Origin of the sequence: Streptomyces sp. NPDC029526 (assembly GCF_040637405.1) — a bacterium.
Lineage (GTDB): Bacteria > Actinomycetota > Actinomycetes > Streptomycetales > Streptomycetaceae > Streptomyces.
This window is the reverse complement of the sequence record NZ_JBEZWE010000001.1, coordinates 896,072-920,124: the sequence shown is the minus strand read 5'-3', so window position 1 is coordinate 920,124 and position 24,053 is coordinate 896,072. Positions and strand designations below refer to the sequence as shown.

Here is a 24,053-nt window from a genome sequence, read left to right as displayed (position 1 = left end):
GCTGTACCGGCACCTGTTGACGCCGCTGGGCCACGCCGTGGTGTGGGTGTCGCGGGCGGTGGGTGCTGTGGTGGCCGCGGTGGGGGTCGGGGTGTATCGAGGGCTGGCCTGGCTGGTGAACGTGCTGGTGGTGGTCCCCTCGGTGTGGCTGTACCGGCACCTGTTGACGCCGCTGGGCCACGCCGTGGTGTGGGTGTCGCGGGCGGTGGGTGCTGTGGTGGCCGCGGTGGGGGTCGGGGTGTACCGGGGGCTGGCGTGGCTGGTGAACGTGCTGGTCGTGATGCCCGCCGGGTGGCTGTACGCGCGGGTGCTGACGCCGCTGGGCCACGCCGTGGTGTGGGTGTCGCGGGCGGTGGGTGCTGTGGTGGCCGCGGTGGGGGTCGGGGTGTACCGGGGGCTGGCCTGGTTGGTGAACGTGCTGGTGGTGGTGCCGTCGGTGTGGCTGTACGCGCGGGTGCTCACCCCGGTCGGGCGGGCGCTGCTGTGGTGCGGCCGGGGGATCGCCTGGCTGGTGGGGCTGGTGGTGACCGGGGTCGGTGCCGCGCTGTACTGGCTGGTCATGGCAGTTCTGGTGCTGCCCGCGTCGGCCGTGTGGCGGTGGGTGCTGGTGCCGATGGGCCGGGCGCTCGCCGTGGTGGGGCGCGAGGTCCGGGACGCGCTGGTGCACGGCTGGCGTGTCGCCGGCCACATCTCGCGCGCCGTCGGGCGGTTCCTGCTGAGCCTGCTGCGGTGGACCGTCGTGGCGCCGGCGCAGTGGGTGTACCGGAGCGTGCTGACGCCGGTCGGGCACGTCGTGCGGGACGGCGTGCTGCGGCCGGTGGTGCGGACGGCTCGGGGGATGGGGCGAGCGGTCCGGGAGGCCCTGGTGGCGGCCCGCGCGTCGGCGGGGCGGGTGCGCGCCGACGTCCGCCGGGCGCTCCTGGGGTCCGCGGGCACGGCACGGGCGGTCGACCGACGGAGTTCGGGCCGCTGATACGTGCGACCTTTTGTCAGGTGATGTCGCTGTATGCGCCGCCTGTGGGGTACCTGTTCGTCGACTTCCGGCCAGAGTGGCTGATTTACACGTGTAATCTGCATGCACTACTTCTCGTGCAGAAGTCCTACAAGCTGCACGCGTGCTGTACAGCGTGCACGTCGTTCGAGGGACAGCAGGAACATGCAAGGCACAGTCGACGGCTTCAGTTACGGCCTGGTCACCCCCATCGCGGCGTTCCTCATGGCATGCCTCGGTGGAGCCCTGGGACTGCGGTGCACCACCCGCTCGCTCGGGCGCGCGGGCTCGTGGAAGCCGGGCTGGCTGGCACTCGGTGCGGCCTCCATCGGCTGCGGCATCTGGACGATGCACTTCATCGCGATGACCGGCTTCTCCGTCGAGGAGGTGTCCATCAGCTACGACGTCCCGCTGACCCTGCTCAGCCTGCTGGTCGCGATCGTCGTGGTGGGCATCGGCGTCTTCATCGTCGGCTACCGCGGCACGGGCCGCGTCCCGCTGTCCGCCGCGGGCGTCCTCACCGGGTTGGGCGTCGCGGGCATGCACTACATCGGCATGTGGAGCATGCGGATGCACGGCGAGTTCCACTACGACCCGCTCCTGGTCGGCCTCTCGGTGGTGATCGCCGTCGTCGCGGCCACCGCGGCCCTCTGGGCCGCGGTCACGATCCGCGGCTTCCGCGCCAGCCTCGGCGCCAGCGTCATCATGGGTGTCGCCGTCACCGGCATGCACTACACCGGCATGTCCGCCATGAGCGTGCACCTGCACACCGGGGAAGCCGGGGCGGGGGCCGCGCCGCTGAGTTCCGTCCTGCTGCCGATGCTGCTCGGCCCGCTGGTCTTCCTGCTCCTGGCCTCGGTCGTCGTGATGTTCGACCCGCTGCTGGTGGCGGGCGAGGACCGCGACCGCGACCGCGATCGCGTCGTGCGGGCCCCCCGGCCCGTCCCGAGCCCCGCCCTCGACGCCTTCACCCGGCAGTACGCGAGCCCGGCGGAGCCGGCCCGGACAGGCGTCCCCGGCCCGCCGCGGACCCCCGGCCTCGCGGACGGCTTCGGCTTCCCGGACAGCTCCGCTCTCCCCGGCGGCCCGGGATTCGGGGACCGGGTCGGAGCGCCGCAGCCCACCGGATCCGGCGGTCCGCGGCCCGGCTCTCACCCCTCCGGGAGCCTCACCCCGGACGCCGCCGCTCCTGGGCCGGGCGCCCATGGAGTCCCCGCACATGGGGGAGCCGCATATGGAGCCCCCGCACATGGGGGCCCCGCACAGGGGCCCGGCGTCCACGGCGGCTTCGCACATGGGGACCGGGCACAGGGGTCCGGGCCCCATGGTGTCGCTCCTCACACCGCCGCACCGGACGACGGACGCCCCTACGGGGCCCGTCCCCCAGGGCAGGCATGACGGACCCGTCACGGGGCACCCGGCAGGAGCCGCTCCGCGGCCCCGGAGGCGCCGGGGGAACGGGGAGCGGCGACTCCGGCTGGTGACCGGGAACTCCGGGGGCCGTCCTGGACGTACTCTGGAAAGAGCAACGACCGCTGTCCCGGTGCCGGACCCGCAGGGGCCGGACACGCCGGAGTCGGTGGTCCCACCGCCGTACGACAGAGGGCGGCGCGCACCCGCGTCTCCCTTCCCACGAGGAGAAGAACCCCTGGGCAAGCGACAGCCCGAAGGCCCGCCGCCCGCACCCGCGGTGCAGCGCATCCGACTGCGCTACACCAAGCGCGGCCGCCTCCGGTTCACCAGCCACCGTGACTTCCAGCGGGCCTTCGAGCGTGCCCTGCGCCGCGCCGAGGTGCCGATGGCCTACTCCGCGGGATTCACTCCGCACCCCAAGGTGTCGTACGCCAATGCCGCACCCACCGGCACGGGCAGCGAGGCGGAGTTCCTGGAGATCGCGCTCACCGAGCCGCGCGACCCCGAGCGGCTCCGGGCCCTGCTCGACGCGTCGATGCCCACCGGCCTCGACATCGTCGACGCGGTGGAGGCCCGCACCCCCGGCCTGGCCGACCGGCTGACGGCTTCGGTGTGGGAGCTGCGGCTGGACGGGGTCGACCCCGAGGACGCCCGCCGAGCGGTGGACGCCTTCGAGGCGGCCGGGACGGTGGAGGTGCAGCGCCGCACCAAGAACGGCGTGCGCACCTTCGACGCCCGTTCCGCGGTCGTCGCCCTGGAGTGCGGGGAAACGCACACCTCATCGGCCGATAGGCCGAGCGACCGGCCCTGTGCGATACTGCGGCTGGTTGTTCGGCACGTGACGCCTGCCGTACGACCCGACGACGTCCTGTCCGGTCTCCGCGCCGTGGCCGACCTGGCGCCGCCGGTCCCCGCTGCGGTGACCAGGCTGGCGCAGGGGCTGCTCGATGAAGAGGCCGGCACGGTGACCGACCCGCTCGCGCCCGACCGCGAGGCAGCAGTGACCGAGCCGCAACCGGCCGGCGCCACTGCCGCCGCGACGGCGCCGGTGTAAGGAAGGTCCCGCGTAGGGACGGACGTCGTAGCGCCGCCCTCGAACTCGGGAGCCACCTGGGTCGGGCAGCGCACCGACCAGAAGACTTTCGCCAGGCCGTGCGCATTCGGTGTACGGAACCGGCGAGACAGGACACAGAGAGCTTCCGTGCGGCGCCCGCGCCCCGGACGGCGGTCAACGCGCATCGCGCGGGCCGTGGACGTCACCGGCATCGCCGGGCCAGGTGCGGCGCCCGGGAGCCTGACGGGAGAAACGCCCGCATGCTCGAACCGACCGAGCCCACCCAGGGCTCCGAACAGAACAGCCCCAGCGACACCCTGCCGCCGCGTCGGCGCAGGCGTGCCGCCTCACGGCCGGCGGGACCGCCGGCCGGGGCCTCCGACAGCACCGCGGAGACCGTGGCACCGCCCGTGGCGGCCGCGGACGCGTCCGACACCGGTGACCCGGCGGACCAGGCGGGCACCGAGGCCGACGCGGCCGAGGAGACCCCGGCCGCCGCACCGGTGACCTCCGCCCCGTCCGAGCCTTCCGAGTCGCCCGACGGGGCTCAGGAGCAGGCCGCTCCGCCCCGCCGCCGCCGTGTGGTCCGCCGTGCGGCCGCGCCCGCCGGGGCTCCCGCGTCGGCGGAGGCCGCCGAGACCGTCGTCCCGGCGACGGCCACGTCCGCCGCCGCTGAGCAGGAGACGCCCGGCTCCGAGGACGCCGAGAGCGCGGTCCCGGCCGCCGACGCCGCGCAGAGCTCCGCGGACGCCGCCCCCCGCCGTACCCGCCGCCGCGCCACGCGCACGGTGGCCTCCCCGGAGGAGAGCGCCGCCACGGCTCCCGATGCCGCCGCCACGACGGACGCGGACTCGTCCGCCCCCGCCGTCGACGCCGCTGCCGGTGACGCGCCCGGCGAGAAGGCCGAGGCCGCCGCCGAGGCCGCTGACACCTCAGGCGCCGTCTCCGCCGAGGACGAGGCCCCGCGCCGTCCCCGCCGCCGGGCCACGCGCCGGGCCTCTGCGCCCGCCGGCGCTCCCGCCGCTTCCGCGGACGCGGAGACCGCCCCGTCCGCCACGGACGGCGCAGCAGCCGCCCCCGACGACACGGCCGGTCCGGCCTCCACCCCCGACGCCGCACCCTCCTCCTCCGCCGAGGAGGCGAAGCCCCGCGTGACCCGGAGCACCCGAAAGACGACGTCCGCGACCGACGAGAGCGCCGCCGCCGAGGCCGCGGCCCCGGCGGAGGACGCTGCTCCGCGCCGCCGTCGCCGCGTGGTCCGCAAGGCCGCCGCCGGGTTCGCGGAGCCCGCGCGCCCCGCCGCCGGGGAGCAGGCCGGCTCCGACAGCGAGGCCGGGAGTGCGAGGGGGGCGCGGTCGCGTCCCGCGCGTCCCGCCGTCGCCGTGTTCCAGCCCCCGGTCTTCACCGAGCCCCGGTTCCAGACCCCGGAGCGGGCCGCAGCCGAAGCGGCCGCCGAGGCCGTCGGCGCGGACGACGCCGACGAGACGGCGGAGCTCCCCGAGGAGCAGCCGACCGCCTCCCGGCGCCGTCGCCGCCGCCGCGGCGCGGCCGACGAGCCCGAGGCGGCGCCGTCCGCGGCCCCGGAGCAGTCGACCCGGTCCGAGGACGACGAGGAGGACACCGACTCCTCCGCCGAGGACCACGCAGACGACGGCGACGACCAGGACGACAACGAGGCGTCCGGTTCGCGCCGCCGGCGCCGCCGCGGAGGCCGTCGCCGCCGGCGCGGCGACTCCGCCGAGAACGACACCGACGGTGACGACTCCGCGGACGCGGACACCGGCCGGGTCGCCGCCGAGCAGGCCGCCCAGGACGCCGAGGACACCGCCGAACAGACCCAGGAGGACGCGGACGACGCGGCGGACGACGACGGGTCTGCCGAGGACCACTCCGACACGGGCTCCGGCAACGGCTCCAGCAGCAGCCGCCGGCGTCGCCGTCGCCGTCGCCGCGCCGGGGACAACGGGGGCGAGGCCGAGACCTCGACCGACGACCCGGAGCGCACGGTCGTGAAGGTGCGCGAGCCGCGCAAGGCCGCGGAGCCGTCCGACGAGGTGCAATCCATCAAGGGCTCGACCCGCCTGGAGGCGAAGAAGCAGCGCCGCCGGGAGGGCCGCGAGCAGGGCCGCCGACGCGTCCCGATCATCACCGAGGCCGAGTTCCTCGCCCGCCGCGAGGCCGTCGAGCGGGTGATGGTGGTCCGCCAGCACGGCGACCGTACCCAGATCGGCGTGCTCGAGGACGGGGTGCTCGTCGAGCACTACGTCAACAAGGAGCAGTCGACGTCGTACGTCGGCAACGTCTACCTCGGCAAGGTGCAGAACGTGCTGCCGTCGATGGAGGCCGCCTTCATCGACATCGGCAAGGGCCGCAACGCCGTCCTGTACGCCGGTGAGGTCAACTTCGAGGCGCTGGGCATGGCCAACGGCCCGCGCCGCATCGAGTCCGCGCTGAAGTCGGGCCAGTCGGTGCTGGTCCAGGTCACCAAGGACCCCATCGGTCACAAGGGTGCCCGCCTGACCAGCCAGGTCTCCCTCCCGGGCCGGTACCTCGTGTACGTCCCCGAGGGCTCGATGACCGGGATCAGCCGCAAGCTGCCCGACACCGAGCGCTCCCGGCTGAAGACGATCCTGAAGAAGATCGTCCCCGAGGACGCCGGCGTCATCGTGCGCACCGCCGCCGAGGGCGCGAGCGAGGAGGAGCTGCGCCGGGACGTCGAGCGGCTCCAGGGGCAGTGGGAGGAGATCCGCAAGAAGTCCAGGAGCAGCAGCGCCAGCTCGCCGTCCCTGCTCTACGGCGAGCCGGACATGACGGTCCGGGTCGTGCGGGACATCTTCAACGAGGACTTCACCAAGGTCGTCGTCAGCGGTGACGAGGCGTGGCAGACCATCCACGGCTACGTGTCGAACGTGGCGCCGGACCTCGCCGAGCGGCTGTCCCGCTGGACGAGTGAGGTCGACGTCTTCGCCACGTACCGGATCGACGAGCAGCTCGCCAAGGCGCTGGACCGCAAGGTGTGGCTGCCGAGCGGCGGCTCGCTGGTGATCGACCGGACCGAGGCGATGGTCGTCATCGACGTCAACACCGGGAAGTTCACCGGTCAGGGCGGCAACCTCGAGGAGACCGTCACCCGGAACAACCTGGAGGCGGCCGAGGAGATCGTGCGCCAGCTGCGGCTGCGCGACCTCGGCGGCATCATCGTCATCGACTTCATCGACATGGTGCTGGAGTCCAACCGGGACCTGGTGCTGCGGCGCCTGCTGGAGTGCCTGGGCCGGGACCGCACCAAGCACCAGGTCGCGGAGGTGACGTCGCTGGGTCTGGTCCAGATGACCCGCAAGCGGGTCGGCCAGGGCCTGCTGGAGTCGTTCTCGGAGACCTGCGTCCACTGCAACGGGCGCGGCGTGATCGTGCACCTGGACCAGCCGTCCTCCAACGGGGGCGGGTCCAAGCGCCGCAAGCGGGCGCGGGCCGGTGCCGCGGACCACACGCACGAGACCCACGAGCACGAGACGGGCGCCGCCGTGACCGCGCCGGACGCGGAGCGGGAGGCCGAGCGGGAGTCCGAGGCCGAGGTGGCGGCGGAGGCCGCCGCGCCGGTCGCGCTGCCCGCGCCCGCCTTCGAGCCCGACGAGGAGCTGTACAGCAGCGCCGCCGAGGCGGAGGCCGCGGCCACCCGTGGCCGGAGCCGTCGCCGGGCGAGCCGGAGGGCCTCGGCCCCGGCGGGCGCCCCGAGGCGCGAGGAGGCCCGGCGCGAGCCGGCCGTCGACGAGGTGCCGACGGCTCAGGACGTGACGGCGGAGGAAGAGGCCGCGCGTCCGGTGCGCCCGGAGCGGGCCGCCGAGGCCCAGGCCGCACCGGCAGCCGCCGAGGACCCGGTCGTCGAGGCGCCGGTCGACGAGCAGGCAGCGGAGAGGGAAGCCGGGCAGGCAGCCGAGCAGGAAGCCGCGCAGCAGGCCCCGTCCGCCGGGGACGCGGCACCGAAGGGCCGTACCCGGCGCCGGGCCACCCGCAAGGTGTCCGCGCCGGCCGGTTCCCCCGCGGGTGCCGAGGCGGCCGTGGTGACGGTCGCCGAGACGGCCCCGTCGGCCGCCACGACGCCCGAGCCGCAGCCCGAGCCGCAGCCCGAGCGGGCGGAGGAGGCGCCGGCCGAGACCGCCGCCGCCCCGGCCCGTGCGCGCCGCCGCGCCGTGCGCAAGCCGGTGGCGTCCACCGCGTCGGAGGAGGCGGCCGTCCTGGTCGTGCCGTCGGCGACGGCCGACGAGCCGGCCCCGCAGGCGGAGCCCGAGCGGGCCGCCGCCGGTGACCCGGCGGGGACCACCCCCGCCACGGACGCCGGGGACACCGCCGCCGAGGGCACCGACGCGGCGGGCACCGCGTCGGACGACACCGCCGAGGCGGCCGACGGTGAGGCCGCCCCGGCCAAGAAGACCGCCCGCAAGGCGGCCAAGAAGGCCACGGCGAAGAAGGCGGCCACCAAGAAGACGGCCGCGAAGAAGACCACGGCCGCCAAGAAGACCACGGCCACGAAGGCGGCCAAGAGCACCACGACCGCCAAGAAGGCCACGGCGAAGAAGGCGACGACCAAGAAGGCGCCGGCGAAGAAGACGACCGCGAAGACCGCGGCCGCCGCTCAGCAGCCGTCCTCCTCGGTCACCGCCGGCACGGAGGACTGATCGGTCCCGCCCCCGACGGGGCGGGACGGCCTCCGGGCCCGGTTACCACGAAGCGCAGGACACCGCACCCCCGGTGTCCTGCGCTTCGTCGTGCGGCGCGATCGGTCCGGGTCACTTAGGATGCGGATACTGTCACTCTCCGTGCGGGTGTGACCGACCCCTGACCGGGCGGAGGTACCTCTGTGGCGACTCCGAGCAGACAGTTCCCCCCTGTACCGACGACGCCCGCGTGGTCCCGGCCGCCGGGACCACGCGGGGCCGGGCCCTCTTCCCCGCGGGCCACCCCCGCTTCCTTCCGGCAGGCTCCCCGAGGGTGACGCGGCCCACCGGCCCCCGGCGGCCGGTGCCTGCCCCCTGACACGTATACGGACACGGACCCGGCCGTCATGTCCCGAACCCGGACGCCCGCGTGCGTGACCCTTCGTTCCCGGTCCCCATCGAGGTGTGCCGCCCAGGCCGCCGTACGAGGAGGGGAGACGACGATGACCGACACCCACGCGTCGATACCGGCCGCACGGCCGGTCATCGGCGAGGAGGAGATCGAGGCCGCGGTGCGCGTGCTGCGCAGCGGCCGGGTGGTGCAGGGGCCCGAGGTGGCCGCCTTCGAGGAGGAGTTCGGCGAGGTCGTCGCCGGCCGTCACTGCGTCGCGGTCAACTCCGGCACGTCCGCGCTGCACCTGGCCCTGCTCGCGCTGGGCATCGGCCCGGGCGACGAGGTCGTGGTGCCGTCGTTCTCCTTCGCCGCCTCCGCCAACGCGGTCCGGCTCGCCGGGGCCGACGTCGTGTTCGCCGACATCGAGGCGGACGGCTTCTGCCTGGACCCGGCGGCCGTCGAAGCGGCCCTGACCCCGCGCACCGCCGCGGTCCTGCCGGTCCACCTCTACGGGCACCCGGCCGCCATGGACCGGATCACCCGGCTGGCGGACCGGCACGGCCTGGCCGTCGTCGAGGACGCCTGCCAGGCCCACGCGGCCACCCTGCACGGCACCCCGGTCGGCGCCTTCGGCGACGCCGGCGCCTTCAGCTTCTACCCGACCAAGAACATGCACAGCCTCGAGGGCGGCATGATCAGCACCGCCGACCCGGCGCTGGCCCGCACCCTGCGCCTGCTGCGCAACCAGGGCATGGAACAGCGCTACGCCCACGAGCTCGTCGGCGCCAACCTGCGCATGACCGACGTCTGTGCCGCCGTCGGCCGGGTGCAGCGCTCCAGGCTGGCCGGCTGGACCGAACGGCGCATCGCCCACGCGGCGTACCTCACCGGGCACATCACCGCGGCGAACGTGGTCACGCCGGCCGTCGCCGAGGGGGCCCGGCACGTCTACCACCAGTACACCGTGCGGATCCGCGGTGACCGCGACGCCGCCGCGGCCCGCCTGGCCGGGGCCGGCATCGGCACCGCCGTGTACTACCCGACGCCGGTCCACCGGCTGAAGCCGTACTGGGAACCGGACCAGGAGGCGGGCCGGACCTGGGACCTGCCCCGGACCGACCGCGCCGCCGCCGAGGTCCTCTCGCTGCCCGTCCACCCCGGCCTGTCGCGGCGGGACCTGGAGCGCATCGTGGCGGCCGTGAACGCGCTGGAGGAACTGTGAGCACCGGACGACGCCTGCGGGCCGGACTGGTCGGCCTCGGTTCCATGGGGCGTCACCACGCCCGCGTCCTGTCCGGCCTGGAGGGCGTCGACCTCGTCGCCGTCGTCGACCCCCTGGGCGACAAGCACGGCGCCGCGCAGGGCGTGCCCGTCCTGGACACCGTCGAGGACCTCCTCGGCCTGGGCATCGACTACGCGGTGGTGGCCTGCCCCACCGCCCGGCACGAGGAGGTCGGCCTGCAGCTCGCCGGGGCCGGTGTCTGCGCGCTGATGGAGAAGCCGCTCGCCGACACGGTGGCCGGTGCGCGCCGTCTCGTCGACGCCTTCGAGTCGCGCTCTCTGGTCGCCGGTGTCGGCCACATCGAGCGCTGCAACCCGGCGCTGCGCTCGCTGCGCGCCCGGCTGGAGGCCGACGAGCTCGGTGACGTCTTCCAGGTGGTCACCCGCCGCCAGGGCCCCTTGCCGCACCGCGTCGCGGACGTCGGCGTGGTCAAGGACCTGGCGACCCACGACATCGACCTGACCAGCTGGGTCGCGGGCCGGGAGTACGTCTCCATCGCGGCGCACACCGTCTCCAAGAGCGGGCGCGCGCACGAGGACATGGTCTCCGCCGTCGGACGCCTCGACGACGGCACCATGGTCAACCACCTCGTCAACTGGCTGAGCCCGCTCAAGGAGCGCTTCACCTCGGTCACCGGCGAGCGCGGCTGCTTCGTCGCCGACACCCTCACGGCCGACCTGACCTTCCACTCCAACTCCGCCGTGGCCACCGAGTGGGAGGCCCTGCGGGCCTTCCGCGGCGTCGCCGAGGGCGACATGATCCGGTACGCCATCCCCAAGCGGGAGCCGCTCCTCGTCGAGCACGAGCTGTTCCGGGACGCGGTCCTCGGCGTGCCCGCCGACATCTGCACCCTGCGCCAGGGGCTGCGGACGGTGGAGGTCGCGGCGGCGGTGCTCGCCTCCGCGGCGGGCAACCGCAGCGTCTCGCTCACCCCGGAGGGGCTGACCAGCCATGACAGCTGAGAACCGCACAACGCGACGGTCCCGCAGGGGCCGGATCGTGATGCTCGTCGACAACGGGGTCACCGGCGACTCACGGGTGCAGAAGGAGGCCCGGTCGGCCGCCGCCGCGGGCTGGGACGTCGTCCTGCTGGGCCGGGCCCGCAGCCGGAAGGACGTGGACCGGACCTGGCGCCTCGGTGACGCCGAGGTCCGGCTGCTGGCCGTGCCGACGCCGCTGTTCCGGCGCCGTCACGAGTACCGCCGGGCGCCGCTGCGCTCACCGCTGGCCTACCGTCCCGGGCCGCTGGCCGCGTACCGCAGGCAGAAGGTCAAGGCGTGGCGCGCCGACCTCCACGTCCGCTCGGCCCTCGCCCGGCGCGAGGGCTCGGCGCTCGGCCGGCTGCGCCTGCTGCCGCCGCGCGTCCTCGCCCGGCTGCTGCACCCCTGGGTGGGCCTGCGGTACCGCGCGACGCAGCAGCTGGCCAGGCGGCGCAGGACCATGGACTCGGCGCTCGACCGCCTCACCACCGCGTTCTGGCGGACGACGATGGGGGTCAGGGCCTGGCGCCGGCTCGACCCGCACCTGTGGGACTTCGAGCTGGCCTACGGCAGGGTCGTGGACCGGCTGGACCCGGACCTGATCCACGCCAACGACTTCCGCATGCTCGGCGTCGGGGCCCGCGCGGCGCTGCGGGCCCGCGCCCGCGGCCGGGACGTCAAGCTGGTCTGGGACGCCCACGAGTTCCTGCCCGGAATCAGGCCGTGGGACCCGCACCCGCGCTGGCACGTCGCCCAGTGCGCGCACGAGAGCGAGTACGCCCGCTTCGCGGACGCCGTGGTGACCGTCTCCGACACCCTCGCCGGCCTGCTCCAGGAACGGCACGGCCTCGCCGAGCGCCCCACGGTCGTGCTCAACGCCCCCGAGGGCACGCCCTCCGCCGAGCGGACGGCGGAGCCGGTGCCGGACCTGCGAGGGCTGTGCGGTGTCGGCGACGACGTGCCGCTGGCCGTGTACAGCGGTTCCGCCGCCCCGCAGCGCGGGCTGGACATCATGGTGGAGGCCCTGGCGCTGGTGCCGGACGTGCACACCGTCCTCGTCGTCCCCGACACCGGGTCCGGGTACGTCAGGACGCTGCGGGCGCGGGCCGAGGCGCTGGGAGTCGCCGGCCGGCTGCACGTCCTGCCCTACGTGCCGCACCACCAGGTGACGCGTTTCCTCGCCGCGGCCGACGTCGGCGTCATCCCGATCCACCACTGGCCGAACCACGAGATCGCCCTGATCACCAAGTTCTTCGAGTACGCGCACGCCCGGCTGCCGCTGGTCGTCAGCGACGTGCGCACGATGGGCGCGACGGTCCAGCGGACCGGGCAGGGCGAGGTGTTCCGCGCCGAGGACCTGGAGGACTACACCCGCGCCCTGAAGTCGGTGCTGGGCGACGCCGGCCGGTACCGGGCCGCATATGAGGTGCCCGGACTTCTGGACACCTGGACCTGGGAGGCCCAGGCTGAGCGGCTGAACGGGATCTACTCGAAGCTGCTGACGGGTTCCGGCGCCCGGTCCGGCGCCGGCCGGAGAGAGGCGGGGACACGGGCATGAGCGGGGTACCGGATGTCAGCGTGGTCGTCGCGGTCTACAACACGATGCCGTACCTCACGGAGTGCCTGAACTCCCTGGTGGGCCAGAGCATCGGACGCGACCGGCTGGAGGTCGTCGCCGTCGACGACGGCTCCACCGACGGCAGCGGCGCCGAGCTCGACCGCTTCGCCGAGCGGTACCCGGACACCGTCCGGGTGATCCACCAGGAGAACTCCGGCGGCCCGGCCGCGCCCAGCAACCGGGCCCTGGACCTCGCCACCGGCCGCTACGTCTTCTTCGTCGGCGCCGACGACCACCTGGGCGAGGAGGCCCTGGAGCGCCTGGTGGCCTACGCCGACGCGCACGGCTCGGACGTCGTGGCCGGCCGGATGGCCGGCACCAACGGCCGGTACGTCCACCAGGCGCTGTACAAGGAGAACGCCCCGGACGTCCGCCTGGACGGCTCCGCCCTGCCGTTCACCCTGTCCAACACCAAGCTGTTCCGCCGCGAGCTGGTCGAACAGCACAAGCTGCGCTTCCCCGAGCACCTGCCGGTGGGCAGCGACCAGCCGTTCACCATCGAGGCGTGCGTGCGCGCCCGGAGGATATCCGTGCTGGCCGACTACACCTGCTACTACGCGGTCAGGCGCGGCGACGCCGGCAACATCACCTACCGGGCGGACCACCTGGCCCGGCTGCGGTGCACGGCGGAGATCATGGACTTCACCGCCGGGCTGATCGAGCCGGGACAGGAACGCGACGCCGTGCTGCGCCGGCACTTCACCTGGGAGCTGGCCAAACTCGTCCAGGACGACTTCCCCGGTCTGGACCGCGCCCTCCAGCGGGACCTCTGCGCGGGCATCGCCCGGCTCGCGGACGCCTACTTCACCGACGGCATCCGCGACGCGATGGACGTCCGGCGCCGGGTGCGGATCTGCCTGGCCCGTGCCGGCGCGGTCGACGAGCTGTGCGAGGCGATCACCTCCGAGAAGCTGCACGGCGCCCCGCCCTTCGTGCTGGACGGGGACCGCGCCTACGCCCGCTACCCGGGCTTCCGCGACCCCCGCACCGGGCTGGCCGACCGGTGCTTCGAACTGGTCGGGGAGGCCGTACCCGGCCGCCTCGCGCAGGGCACCGAGCTGCTCGCCTCCGGCTGGGAGCAGTCGGACGGGGGCATCGCCTACACGGCCTCGGTGCGGCTGCCCGTCCTCGGTGACGTGGACGGCGCGGTGCTGCGGCTGGTCCCCGGGCAGGTGCCGCCGTCCGCCGACCGGCCGGGGGCGCGGCGGCTGCCCGCCGGCCACCCGCTGCCCGAACCCGTGGGCGAGCATCGCCCGGAGCCCGCCGAGGGCGGCGCCGCCACCGTGCTGCACGCCCGCGTCCCGCTGGAGCGGCGGGACGCCGAGCTGGGCGTGCGGGTGTACCTGGACGTGGCCGGGTCGACGTACGAGATACCCGTGCGGGGCAGGGGCAAGCCCATGCCGCTGTCCCGCCGCTGGGGAGGCACCGGCGAGCCGCGGCGTGCCTCCGCCATCGTCGACGCCAAGGGCCGTGTGGTGGTCTCCACCGCCCGGATGCACCCGCCGAAGACGTCCAGGGCCTCCCGGGTGCGGGCCGCCTTCTCCCGTGCCGTCAAGAGGAAGTGACCCCCGGTCATGAACATCTGTGTCGTGGCGCTCGGCAAGATCGGGCTTCCGCTGGCCGTGCAGTTCGCCGCCAAGGGCCACCGGGTCGTCGGCGCGGACGTCGACGAGCGGGTCGTCGAGCGGGTCGGCGCCGGCACCGAGCCCTTCCCGGGCGAGCACGACCTGGACGTCCGGCTGAAGGCGGCCATCGACGCCGGGCTGCTGAGCGCCACCACCGACACGGCCGCCGCGGTGGCCGCCTCGGAGGCGGTCGTCGTGGTCGTCCCGCTGTTCGTCGACGCGGACGGCGTACCGGACTTCGGCGGGATGGACTCCGCGACCAAGGCGATCGCCCAGGGTCTGAGGCCGGGCACGCTCGTCTCGTACGAGACCACGCTGCCGGTCGGCACCACCCGCACCCGCTGGGCGCCGATGCTCGCCGAGGGCTCCGGACTGACCCCGGGGGAGGACTTCCACCTGGTCTTCTCGCCCGAGCGGGTCCTCACCGGCCGGGTCTTCGCGGACCTGCGCCGCTACCCGAAGCTGGTCGGCGGCATCGACGCGGCGTCCACCGCCCGGGGCGTCGCCTTCTACCGGGCGGTCCTCGACTTCGACGCCCGCGACGACCTGCCCCGCCCGAACGGCGTCTGGGACCTGGGCACGGCCGAGGCGGCCGAGCTGGCCAAGCTGGCCGAGACCACCTACCGGGACGTCAACATCGGCCTGGCCAACCAGTTCGCGCGCTTCGCCGACAGCCACGGCATCGACGTCCGGAAGGTCGTCGAGGCCTGCAACTCGCAGCCCTACAGCCACATCCACCAGCCGGGCATCGCGGTCGGCGGCCACTGCATCCCGGTCTACCCGCGGATGTACCTGTGGAACGACCCGGCCGCGACCGTGGTGCGCTCCGCCCGCGAGGCGAACGCCGCGATGCCCGGCTACGCCGTCGACCTGCTGGCCGCCGCCTACGGCGACCTGACCGGGGCCGCGGTGCTGGTGCTGGGCGCGGCCTACCGCGGGGGAGTGAAGGAGACGGCGTTCTCCGGGGTCTTCCCGACGGTGCGGGCGCTTCAGGACCGGGGGGCCGTCCCGTACGTCTCGGACCCCCTCTACACCGCCGCCGAACTGTCCGCCCTGGGCCTGACCCCGCACGCCGGTGAGGAGGTCACTGCGGCCGTCCTGCAGGCCGACCACCCGGAGTACCGCACGCTGACCCCCGCCGATCTGCCCGGCGTCCGGGTCCTGGTCGACGGCCGGCGCACGACCGACCCGGAGGCGTGGAAGGGCGTCCGCCGGGTGGTCATCGGCGGAGGGGGCGCCGACGCCTGAGGCCGGGGAGCGGCGGGCCGGTGGCCGGCGCGTCAGGGCCGTGGGTCCACGGGCGGTGCGGTGCGCTCGGTGAGGGCGCCGTCCGCCTCGTCGTACAGGGCGCCGGTCCCCGGGCACTCCCACACGCCGGGCTCCCGCTCGGTCAGCCGCACCCCGGCGCGCCCCACCCAGCCCGTCCGCCGGGCCGGGACACCGGCCACCAGGGCGAAGTCGGGCACGTCCCGGGTGACCACCGCCCCGGCGGCGACCATCGCCCAGCGCCCGACGCGCACCGGGGCCACGCACACCGACCGGGCGCCGACCGAGGCGCCCTCCGCGATCCGCACGCCGACCGCCGCCCAGTCCCCGGCCCGCTTCTGCCGGCCGCCGGGGTCCACGGACCGCGGGTTGCGGTCGTTGGTGAGGACCACGGCCGGGCCGATGAAGACACCGTCGCCGAGTTCGGCCGGCTCGTAGACGAGGGCGTGGTTCTGGAGCTTGCAGTCGTCACCCATGCGCACGCCCGGGCCGACGTAGGCGCCGCGGCCGATCACGCAGCGCTCGCCGAGGCGTGCGTCCTCCCGGATCTGCGCGAGGTCCCAGACACTGCTGCCCGCTCCGATCACCGCGCTGTCGTCGACCTGCGCGCTGGGCTGGATCCTGTGGTTCACGTCGCCGCCTTCCGCCGTCCCCCGCGCGGTGAGCATAAGGGGCGAAACGTGCGGGGTCGCGCCGCCGGGCGGTGTCGGCGGGGCGGCAGGGCGCGGCGCGGGCGGGGTGGTGCGGCGCGGGTGACGCGGGCCGTGCGGCGCGGCGTCGGCGGGAGGCCGCGGGCGGGTGGTGGACCGTCTCAGGCGGCGCAGTCCGGGCAGACGCCGTGGTACGTCAGTTCGACCTCGGAGACGGTGTAGCCGAAGCGCTCCGACTCCGGGAGGTCGGCCAGCGGGTCGCCGGTGGGGTGCACGTCGCGGATGGTGCCGCAGCCGTCGCACAGCAGGTGCTGGTGGCTCCGGTGGGCGTTCGGGTCGTAGCGGATGGCGCGCTGGTCGGTGGAGACCTCGACGAGTTCGCCGATCGAGACCAGCTCGCCCAGGGTGTTGTAGACCGTCGCGCGGGATATCTCCGGCAGCCGTTGCGAGGCGCGGGCGTGCACCTCGTCGGCGGTCAGGTGGACGTGCTCCCCGCCGAGGACCTCGGCCACGACGCGGCGCTGGGCGGTCAGGCGCCAGCCGCGGTCGCGCAGCCTCTGCAGAAGATCAGTCATGGGTCCAGCCTAAGCCGCGATCGGTCCCAGCTCAAGAGTCGATATGATTCTGAAAACGGCCTTGACTTAGACTGAGTCCAACATAGGGTGGGACCGACGGCGGGCCGCGCAGCAGCCCGCGCGGAGACTTCGGACGGCCGCCGGCCCTGCCGGGCCCGGCCCACCCGCGACGCATCACACGCCGAGGAGCGAGCTTTGACCGAGAACAACCAGAAGCCGTTGACCACCGCCGCCGGCGCGCCGGTCGCCGACAACCAGAACTCGCTGACGGCCGGTCCGCGCGGCCCGATGCTGCTGCAGGACGTGTGGTTCCTCGAGAAGCTCGCGCACTTCGACCGCGAGGTCATCCCGGAGCGCCGGATGCACGCCAAGGGTTCGGGCGCCTTCGGCACCTTCACGGTCACGCACGACATCACGCGCTACACCAGCGCGAAGATCTTCTCCGAGATCGGCAAGAAGACCGACCTCTTCGTCCGCTTCTCCACCGTGGCAGGCGAGCGCGGCGCGGCCGACGCCGAGCGCGACATCCGCGGCTTCGCCGTGAAGTTCTACACGGAGGAGGGCAACTGGGACCTGGTCGGCAACAACACCCCGGTCTTCTTCTTCCGCGACCCGCTGAAGTTCCCGGACCTCAACCGCGCCGTGAAGCGCGACCCGCGCACCAACATGCGCGACCCCGAGAACAACTGGGACTTCTGGACCAACCTCCCCGAGGCACTGCACCAGATCACCATCGTCATGTCCGACCGCGGCATCCCCGCCTCGTACCGGCACATGCACGGCTTCGGCTCGCACACCTACAGCTTCATCAACGCCGAGGGCGAGCGGTTCTGGGTCAAGTTCCACCACCGCACCCAGCAGGGCATCAAGAACCTCACGGACGCCGAGGCCGAGGCCCTGGTCGGCAAGGACCGCGAGTCGCACCAGCGCGACCTCTACGAGGCGATCGAGAACGGCGACTTCCCGAAGTGGAAGCTGTACGTCCAGATCATGCCGGAGGCGGACGCGGAGAACTACCGCTTCCACCCCTTCGACCTGACCAAGGTCTGGTCGAAGAAGGACTACCCGCTGATCGAGGTCGGCGAGTGGGAGCTCAACCGCAACCCGGCGAACTACTTCGCCGACGTCGAGCAGGCCGCCTTCACCCCGGCCAACGTGGTCCCGGGCATCAGCTACTCGCCCGACAAGATGCTCCAGGGCCGCCTCTTCTCCTACGGTGACGCCCAGCGCTACCGCCTCGGTGTCAACCACCACCAGATCCCGGTCAACGCCGCCAAGGCCCCGGTGAACACCTACCACCGCGACGGCGCCATGCGGGTCGACGGCAACCAGGGCTCCGTCCCCGGCATCGAGCCCAACTCCTACGGGCGCTGGCAGGAGCAGCCGGCCTACCGCGAGCCGGCCCTGGCCGTGGGTGCCGTCGCCGACCGGTTCAACTACCGCGAGGACGACGACAACTACTTCGAGCAGCCCGGCAACCTGTTCCGCCTGATGACGGCCGAGCAGCAGCAGGCGCTCTTCGAGAACACCGCGCGCGCCATCAACGGCGCCTCGGAGCAGACGGTCGCGCGCCACATCGCCAACTGCACCAAGGCCGACCCGGCCTACGGCGAGGGCGTGCGCAAGGCGATCGAGGCCCTGGCCGCCGGCACCCTCTGAGCCGCGCCCTCCGGGCCGGCCGCGGCACGCACGTGACCGCAACGCGCCCGGGCGCGGACCACCGCACGGTGGCCCGCGCCCGGGCGCGGACCCGTTTCCCCCACGGGCACGACCCCGACCAGCACCCCATCCGAAGGGACCCCCCATGAGCACCGGTGGCCTGACCGCCGAACAGACCGAGCGCGTGGTGGCCATCGCCATGGACCTGGCACGCGCCGGCGAGACCGAGGAACTGTCCGGGTTCGTCGAGCACGGGCTGCCCGTCGACGTCACCGACGCGGCCGGCAACACCCTGCTCATGCTCGCCGCCTACCACGGCCACGCCGACACCGTGCGCGCCCTGCTCCGCCTCGGCGCCGACCCCGACCTGCGCAACGACCGGGACCAGAGCCCGATCGCGGGCGCCCTGTTCAAGGGCGCGGACGAGGTCGTGCGGGTGCTGCTCGCCGCCGGCGCCGACCTGGACGCCGGCACCCCGAGCGCGCGGGCCGCGGCGCAGATGTTCGGTCGCGCCCACCTGCTGGCGGCCTGAGCCGCCGGCCACGGGCCGGGGCCGGGCGGGCGCGCCGCACGGCGTGGCCGTCGAGGGGCAGGGGCCGTCCACGCGCCACGGACCGTACGCCCGTCCGGGGCCCCGCGGCCCGGTTTGACCCGCCCAGCCCCGCCCCGTAACCTTGACCGTCGGCGTGTCGCCTGACCCGCCACATCCCCGTAAACCTCTTCCTTCCGGGTGCCGCGGTGCCCGGAAGAGGTCGTCCGTGTCCATGCCGGGCGGCTGGCCTGCGGGGGTGCCGTTCTTCGAGCGAAAGAGAGATCCGCGTGTACGCCATCGTGCGCAGCGGTGGTCGCCAGCACAAGGTTGCTGTCGGCGACATCGTTGAGGTTGACAAGATTTCCACCGCCAAGGTGGGCGACACGGTCGAGCTCTCGACCCTGCTCGTCGTCGACGGCGACTCCGTGACCAGCGACCCCTGGGTGCTGGCCGGCATCAAGGTCCAGGCCGAGGTCGTGGACCACCACAAGGGCCAGAAGATCGACATTCTGCGCTACAAGAACAAGACCGGCTACCGCCGTCGTCAGGGCCACCGCCAGCAGTACACGGCGATCAAGGTCACTGAGATCCCCGCGGCTGCGAAGTAAGGGACTGAGGAGAGATGGCACACAAGAAGGGCGCATCGTCCACCCGGAACGGCCGCGACTCGAACGCCCAGCGGCTCGGCGTGAAGCGCTTCGGCGGTCAGGTCGTCAGCGCGGGTGAGATCCTGGTCCGTCAGCGCGGCACCCACTTCCACCCCGGCGCCGGCGTCGGCCGTGGCGGCGACGACACCCTGTTCGCGCTGCAGCCGGGTGCCGTGGAGTTCGGCACCAGCCGCGGCCGCAAGGTCGTGAACATCGTTCCGGTCGCCTGATCGGACAGCTTGCGCGAGGCGGACCTCACTTCCCCCGGCGGGAAGGCGGGTCCGCCTTTCGCGTGTTAAGACAAGACACTCACCGGACGTCTCTGGAGGCACCCCACCATGACCACCTTCGTGGACCGCGTCGAGCTCCATGTCGCCGCGGGTAACGGAGGCCACGGCTGTGCCTCCGTCCACCGTGAGAAGTTCAAGCCGCTCGGCGGACCCGACGGCGGGAACGGCGGACGCGGCGGCGACGTGATCCTCACCGTCGACCAGTCCGTGACGACCCTCCTGGACTACCACCACTCCCCGCACCGCAAGGCCACCAACGGCAAGCCCGGCGAGGGCGGCAACCGCAGCGGCAAGGACGGCCAGGACCTGGTGCTGACGGTGCCGGACGGCACCGTCGTCCTCGACAAGGCGGGCAACGTCCTCGCCGACCTGGTCGGGCAGGGCACCTCCTACGTCGCCGCCCAGGGCGGACGCGGCGGACTCGGCAACGCGGCCCTCGCCTCCGCGCGGCGCAAGGCCCCCGGCTTCGCCCTGCTCGGTGAGCCGGGCGACCTGCGGGACATCGTCCTGGAGCTCAAGACCGTCGCCGACGTGGCCCTGGTCGGGTATCCCAGCGCGGGCAAGTCCTCCCTCATCTCGGTGCTGTCGGCCGCCAAGCCCAAGATCGCCGACTACCCGTTCACCACGCTGGTGCCCAACCTCGGGGTCGTCACCGCCGGGTCGACGGTCTACACGATCGCCGACGTGCCCGGCCTGATCCCCGGTGCCAGCCAGGGCCGCGGGCTGGGGCTGGAGTTCCTGCGCCACGTCGAACGGTGCAGCGTGCTCGTGCACGTCCTGGACACGGCCACCCTGGAGTCCGACCGCGACCCCGTCTCCGACCTGGACGTGATCGAGGAGGAGCTGCGCCAGTACGGCGGCCTCGGCGACCGGCCCCGGATCGTGGTCCTCAACAAGATCGACGTCCCCGACGGCCAGGACCTCGCCGACATGGTCCGGCCGGACCTGGAGGAGCGCGGCTACCGGGTGTTCGAGGTCTCCGCGGTCGCCCACAAGGGCCTCAAGGAGCTGTCCTTCGCCCTGGCCGACCTGGTCGCGCAGGCGCGTGCCGCCCGGCCCGTGGAGGAGGCGACCCGGATCGTCATCCGGCCCAAGGCCGTGGACGACGCCGGGTTCACCGTCACCCGCGAGGAGGTCGGCGGCGAGCCGCTGTTCCGGGTGCGCGGCGAGAAGCCCGAACGCTGGGTGCGGCAGACCGACTTCAACAACGACGAGGCCGTCGGCTACCTCGCCGACCGGCTCAACCGCCTCGGAGTGGAAGAGGCGTTGATGAAGGCCGGCGCCCGCTCCGGCGACGGTGTGGCCATCGGCCCCGAGGAGAACGCGGTCGTCTTCGACTGGGAGCCGACGGTGATGGCCGGCGCCGAGATGCTCGGCCGCCGCGGCGAGGACCACCGCCTGGAGGCGCCCCGCCCGGCCGCCCAGCGCCGGCGCGACCGCCAGGCCGAACGGGACGAGGCCGAGCGGGAGTACGACGGCTTCGAGCCCTTCTAGGGCGGCTCTCCCGGCCCTCCGGGAGACCCTGGGGGTTGCCCCTCCGGGGTCTCCCGGGGTTGCCGGGTGTCGCCCGCCGCTGACTCCGGTGACCCGTCGTGGCCACGGGCCGTTCCCGTGCCGCGGCGGGTTTCCTTTTGGGCTGCTTCTTGTCATGGACGCGCTCCGCCGCGTTCGTGTGCGGACCGCGCCGGCGGCGACCCACCCCTTGTCCACGAGGCTGACGGGGCAAGGGAGTTCGCCGATGACCGGAGCGCCGCGGCCCGACCGCCGACGCATCCTGACCGCCCGCACCTGACCCTGGTCAGCGACCTCCGGGCCGACTTCGCCGACCCGGGCCCACCGGCCGTCGACGCCGAGTTCGTCGGGGCCTCCGTCCCCGGCAACGGCGACCAGGACCAGGCCGCCCTCCGAGCCGAGCGGCACCCGCGCCGCCCGGACACCCCGCACCGGAAGCTGCTCGACGCCCTCCGCGGGCTACCACCTGTTCGACCTCCGCCCCGACCGGATCGACGCCCGTGTGCGCGTCGTGGACACCCTGCTGCGCCCCCGGGCCCGTTCCCCGCGCCCTGGCCCGGCTCCGGGCCGACGCGGGCAGGCCGGGCGTTTGCGTGGGGCAGCGGTGGCGGCGCAGCGGCGGGGCCGGCCGGACCCGCTCCTGCCCCCGGGCCCGCTCCTGCCCCCGGGCCCGCTCCTGCCCCCGGGCCCGCCGGGCCGGCGCCCCGGCATCCGAAGCCGCCCTCCGCCGCACTTCCGGGCCGCCCCGCCCCGCGCCCGCCCCGCAGGACGCGCCCAGGCCCCGCGCCCGGCGCGCCACCGCGAGCCGTGCCCCGCCCCCGCACACCCCGCACCCGCACCGTCCAGCCACGCCTCCGCCCGCGGTGCCGTGGGCCCGGGACCGTCCGCCCGCGGTCCCGAGCCCACGGCACGGCGGGCGGCCCCCACGCACCCGGCAAGGCTGAAAAGCTGCCGGATGCTAATAAATGAATTGCGCGGCAAAAGAGGCACGCCGCGACTCGCATTCCCCGCCCGAGCCGGACGAGCCGTCGCCAGGGTGTATGAAGATGTGGTGCACCACGTCTTCGCGGGACGTGACGATCCCGCAGCTCGCGCCCCTCGTCCGCCACCGGACGGCTGTCGTCCTCGCTGCTCCGCAGACGTTCCGGAGCATCCCCCTCCGGTGCCCTCACGGACGTCACACGCGTCAATCGAATGACTTGTGTGTACTTACTCACAGTAATTAATCGCAGATTCAGGGAACCATCACCGGCGGCCGGGGGTCTTCAGTGAATGAAGGGTCAGTGCGGATATGCAGAGGAGGACGCCCGCCTTGCACCGCGGTTACCACGAGTGGGACCATTTCGAAGTTCGCTGTCGCCCCGAGGTAGGTCACCTGTGTCCCAGCACATAGCCAAACCCCGTACCACCGCAGTGATCCTGGCCGGCGGTACCGGACAGCGCGTGGGTCTGTCGATCCCCAAGCAATTGCTGAAGATCGCCGGCAAGGCGGTCATCGAGCACACCCTGACCACGTTCGAGAAGGCCGACTCGATCGACGAGATCATCGTGCTGATGGCGCCGGGCTACGTGCCCGACGTCGAGCGGATCGTCGCCAAGGCCGGGTTCACGAAGGTCACCAAGGTCATCGAGGGCGGCTCGACGCGGAACGAGACGACCGAACGCGCCATCGCCGCGCTCGGTGAGGGACTGGCCCAGGGGGAGGACCTCAACGTCCTCTTCCACGACGCGGTGCGCCCGCTGCTGTCGCAGCGCGTCATCGACGACTGCGTGGCGGCGCTGGAGCGCTACCAGGCCGTCGACGTGGCGATCCCGTCCGCGGACACCATCATCGTCACGCGCACGCACGGCGAGGACGGCGAGTTCATCACCGAGATCCCGGACCGCTCCCGGCTGCGCCGCGGCCAGACCCCGCAGGCCTTCAAGCTGTCGACCATCCGCCGCGCCTACGAGGTCGCCTCCGACGACCCCAACTTCCAGGCCACGGACGACTGTTCGGTCGTACTCAAGTACCTGCCCGACGTGCCGATCCACGTCGTCGCGGGCGACGAGTACAACATGAAGGTCACTCAGCCCGTCGACGTCTTCATCGCCGACAAGCTGTTCCAGCTGGCGTCCACCGCCACGCCCGAGCAGAACGGCGAGGAGACCTACCGCAGGCTGCTCACCGGCAAGACCCTGGTCGTCTTCGGCGGTTCCTACGGCATCGGCCAGGACATCGCGCGGATGGCCGAGGGCTACGGAGCCACCGTGTACGCGCTGGGCCGCTCCACCACCGGCACCCACGTCGAGAACCCGGAGGAGGTCGACGACGCGCTGTCCAGGGCGTACGCCGAGACCGGGCGCATCGACTTCGTCGTCAACACGGCGGGCGTGCTGCGCATCGGCAAGCTGGCCGAGACCGACAACGCCACCATCGAGGAGGCGCTGAAGGTCAACTACCTGGCCCCGGTGCAGATCGCCCGGTCCGCGTACAAGTACCTGGCCGAGACCAAGGGACAGTTGCTGCTGTACACCTCCAGCAGTTACACCCGCGGTCGCGCCGAATACAGCCTCTATTCCTCGACCAAGGCCGCCATGGTGAACCTCACCCAGGCCCTGTCCGACGAGTGGGCCGGCGAAGGCGTCCGGGTGAACTGCGTCAACCCGGAGCGCACCGCCACGCCGATGCGGACCAAGGCGTTCGGACAGGAGCCGGCGGACAGTCTGCTCTCGTCCGAGGCGGTGGCCCGCACCTCTCTCGACGTGCTGCTTTCCGAGCTCACCGGCCATGTCATCGACGTGCGCCAGCAGGACCCGACGGCGGGTGCCCAGCGGGCGTCCGGCTTCGAACAGGCCCTGGCCTCGGTGCTGGACCGTCAGGACGGCGTGTAATAATTGCTCGCAAATAGGCTCCGGTAATTCAGGCCC

The 24,053-nt window shown here is 73.6% G+C and carries 16 protein-coding genes and 1 pseudogene; 15 read left to right on the top strand and 2 right to left on the bottom strand.

Going from position 1 to position 24,053, the window contains the following annotated elements:
• The first annotated feature begins 1 nt into the window (after position 1).
• The 9 genes and pseudogenes from AB0F01_RS04195 (at position 2) to AB0F01_RS04155 (ending at position 15,260) form a co-directional block, all read left to right on the top strand.
• Positions 2–973 carry a hypothetical protein gene (locus AB0F01_RS04195; protein WP_362089720.1) on the top strand — a complete coding sequence of 324 codons (972 nt, stop codon included), beginning with the start codon at positions 2–4 and terminating at the stop codon, positions 971–973.
• A gap of 183 nt (positions 974–1,156) precedes the next feature.
• A pseudogene (locus tag AB0F01_RS04190) lies at positions 1,157–1,891 on the top strand (MHYT domain-containing protein); the annotation flags it as partial.
• Positions 1,892–2,681: 790 nt separating this feature from the next.
• On the top strand, positions 2,682–3,458 hold the full coding sequence (locus AB0F01_RS04185; protein ID WP_362089718.1) for a TIGR03936 family radical SAM-associated protein: 777 nt from the start codon (positions 2,682–2,684) through the stop codon (positions 3,456–3,458).
• A 260-nt stretch (positions 3,459–3,718) separates the two neighbouring features.
• Entirely contained in the window at positions 3,719–8,134 is a 4,416-nt protein-coding gene (locus tag AB0F01_RS04180) for an Rne/Rng family ribonuclease (RefSeq protein ID WP_362089716.1), read from the top strand.
• Between the two features lie 482 nt (positions 8,135–8,616).
• Entirely contained in the window at positions 8,617–9,729 is a 1,113-nt protein-coding gene (locus AB0F01_RS04175; RefSeq protein WP_362089714.1) for a DegT/DnrJ/EryC1/StrS family aminotransferase, read from the top strand.
• Entirely contained in the window at positions 9,726–10,751 is a 1,026-nt protein-coding gene (locus AB0F01_RS04170; protein WP_362089712.1) for a Gfo/Idh/MocA family oxidoreductase, read from the top strand. The genes AB0F01_RS04175 and AB0F01_RS04170 overlap by 4 nt, the downstream gene beginning before the upstream one ends.
• Positions 10,741–12,327, top strand: a complete 1,587-nt coding sequence (locus AB0F01_RS04165) for a glycosyltransferase family 4 protein (RefSeq protein ID WP_362089710.1) — start codon at positions 10,741–10,743, stop codon at positions 12,325–12,327. The genes AB0F01_RS04170 and AB0F01_RS04165 overlap by 11 nt, the downstream gene beginning before the upstream one ends.
• Positions 12,324–13,952: a glycosyltransferase gene (locus AB0F01_RS04160; protein WP_362089708.1), complete on the top strand. Its 1,629-nt coding sequence runs from the start codon at positions 12,324–12,326 to the stop codon at positions 13,950–13,952. Before AB0F01_RS04165 ends, AB0F01_RS04160 begins: the two co-directional genes overlap by 4 nt.
• Positions 13,953–13,961: 9 nt before the next feature.
• Positions 13,962–15,260, top strand: coding sequence for a nucleotide sugar dehydrogenase (locus AB0F01_RS04155; protein WP_362089707.1), 1,299 nt, complete (start codon positions 13,962–13,964; stop codon positions 15,258–15,260).
• Positions 15,261–15,292: 32 nt separating this feature from the next.
• On the opposite strand, the gene AB0F01_RS04150 is transcribed toward AB0F01_RS04155, so the two are convergent.
• Together AB0F01_RS04150 and AB0F01_RS04145 are read right to left on the bottom strand one after the other, a co-directional pair.
• Positions 15,293–15,910 carry an acyltransferase gene (locus tag AB0F01_RS04150; protein WP_362089705.1) on the bottom strand — a complete coding sequence of 206 codons (618 nt, stop codon included), beginning with the start codon at positions 15,908–15,910 and terminating at the stop codon, positions 15,293–15,295.
• Between the two features lie 179 nt (positions 15,911–16,089).
• Positions 16,090–16,503, bottom strand: coding sequence for a Fur family transcriptional regulator (locus AB0F01_RS04145; protein ID WP_362089704.1), 414 nt, complete (start codon positions 16,501–16,503; stop codon positions 16,090–16,092).
• Between the two features lie 195 nt (positions 16,504–16,698).
• Here AB0F01_RS04145 and AB0F01_RS04140 point away from each other — a divergent pair, with 195 nt between their 5' ends.
• From AB0F01_RS04140 to AB0F01_RS04115, 6 genes are all read left to right on the top strand, one after another.
• Positions 16,699–18,162, top strand: a complete 1,464-nt coding sequence (locus AB0F01_RS04140) for a catalase (protein ID WP_362089702.1) — start codon at positions 16,699–16,701, stop codon at positions 18,160–18,162.
• Positions 18,163–18,307: 145 nt separating this feature from the next.
• Positions 18,308–18,694, top strand: a complete 387-nt coding sequence (locus tag AB0F01_RS04135) for an ankyrin repeat domain-containing protein (RefSeq protein ID WP_362089701.1) — start codon at positions 18,308–18,310, stop codon at positions 18,692–18,694.
• Between the two features lie 287 nt (positions 18,695–18,981).
• Complete coding sequence (gene rplU, locus AB0F01_RS04130; protein WP_006132815.1) at positions 18,982–19,302, top strand: 50S ribosomal protein L21; 321 nt, start codon at positions 18,982–18,984, stop codon at positions 19,300–19,302.
• Between the two features lie 14 nt (positions 19,303–19,316).
• Positions 19,317–19,571, top strand: coding sequence for a 50S ribosomal protein L27 (gene rpmA / locus AB0F01_RS04125; protein ID WP_362089699.1), 255 nt, complete (start codon positions 19,317–19,319; stop codon positions 19,569–19,571).
• A gap of 108 nt (positions 19,572–19,679) precedes the next feature.
• Entirely contained in the window at positions 19,680–21,125 is a 1,446-nt protein-coding gene (obgE, locus tag AB0F01_RS04120) for a GTPase ObgE (protein ID WP_362089698.1), read from the top strand.
• Between the two features lie 1,395 nt (positions 21,126–22,520).
• The gene (locus AB0F01_RS04115) at positions 22,521–24,017 is read left to right on the top strand and encodes a bifunctional cytidylyltransferase/SDR family oxidoreductase (protein ID WP_362089697.1); all 1,497 of its coding nucleotides are present in this window, start codon (positions 22,521–22,523) and stop codon (positions 24,015–24,017) included.
• The last annotated feature ends 36 nt before the right edge of the window (positions 24,018–24,053 follow it).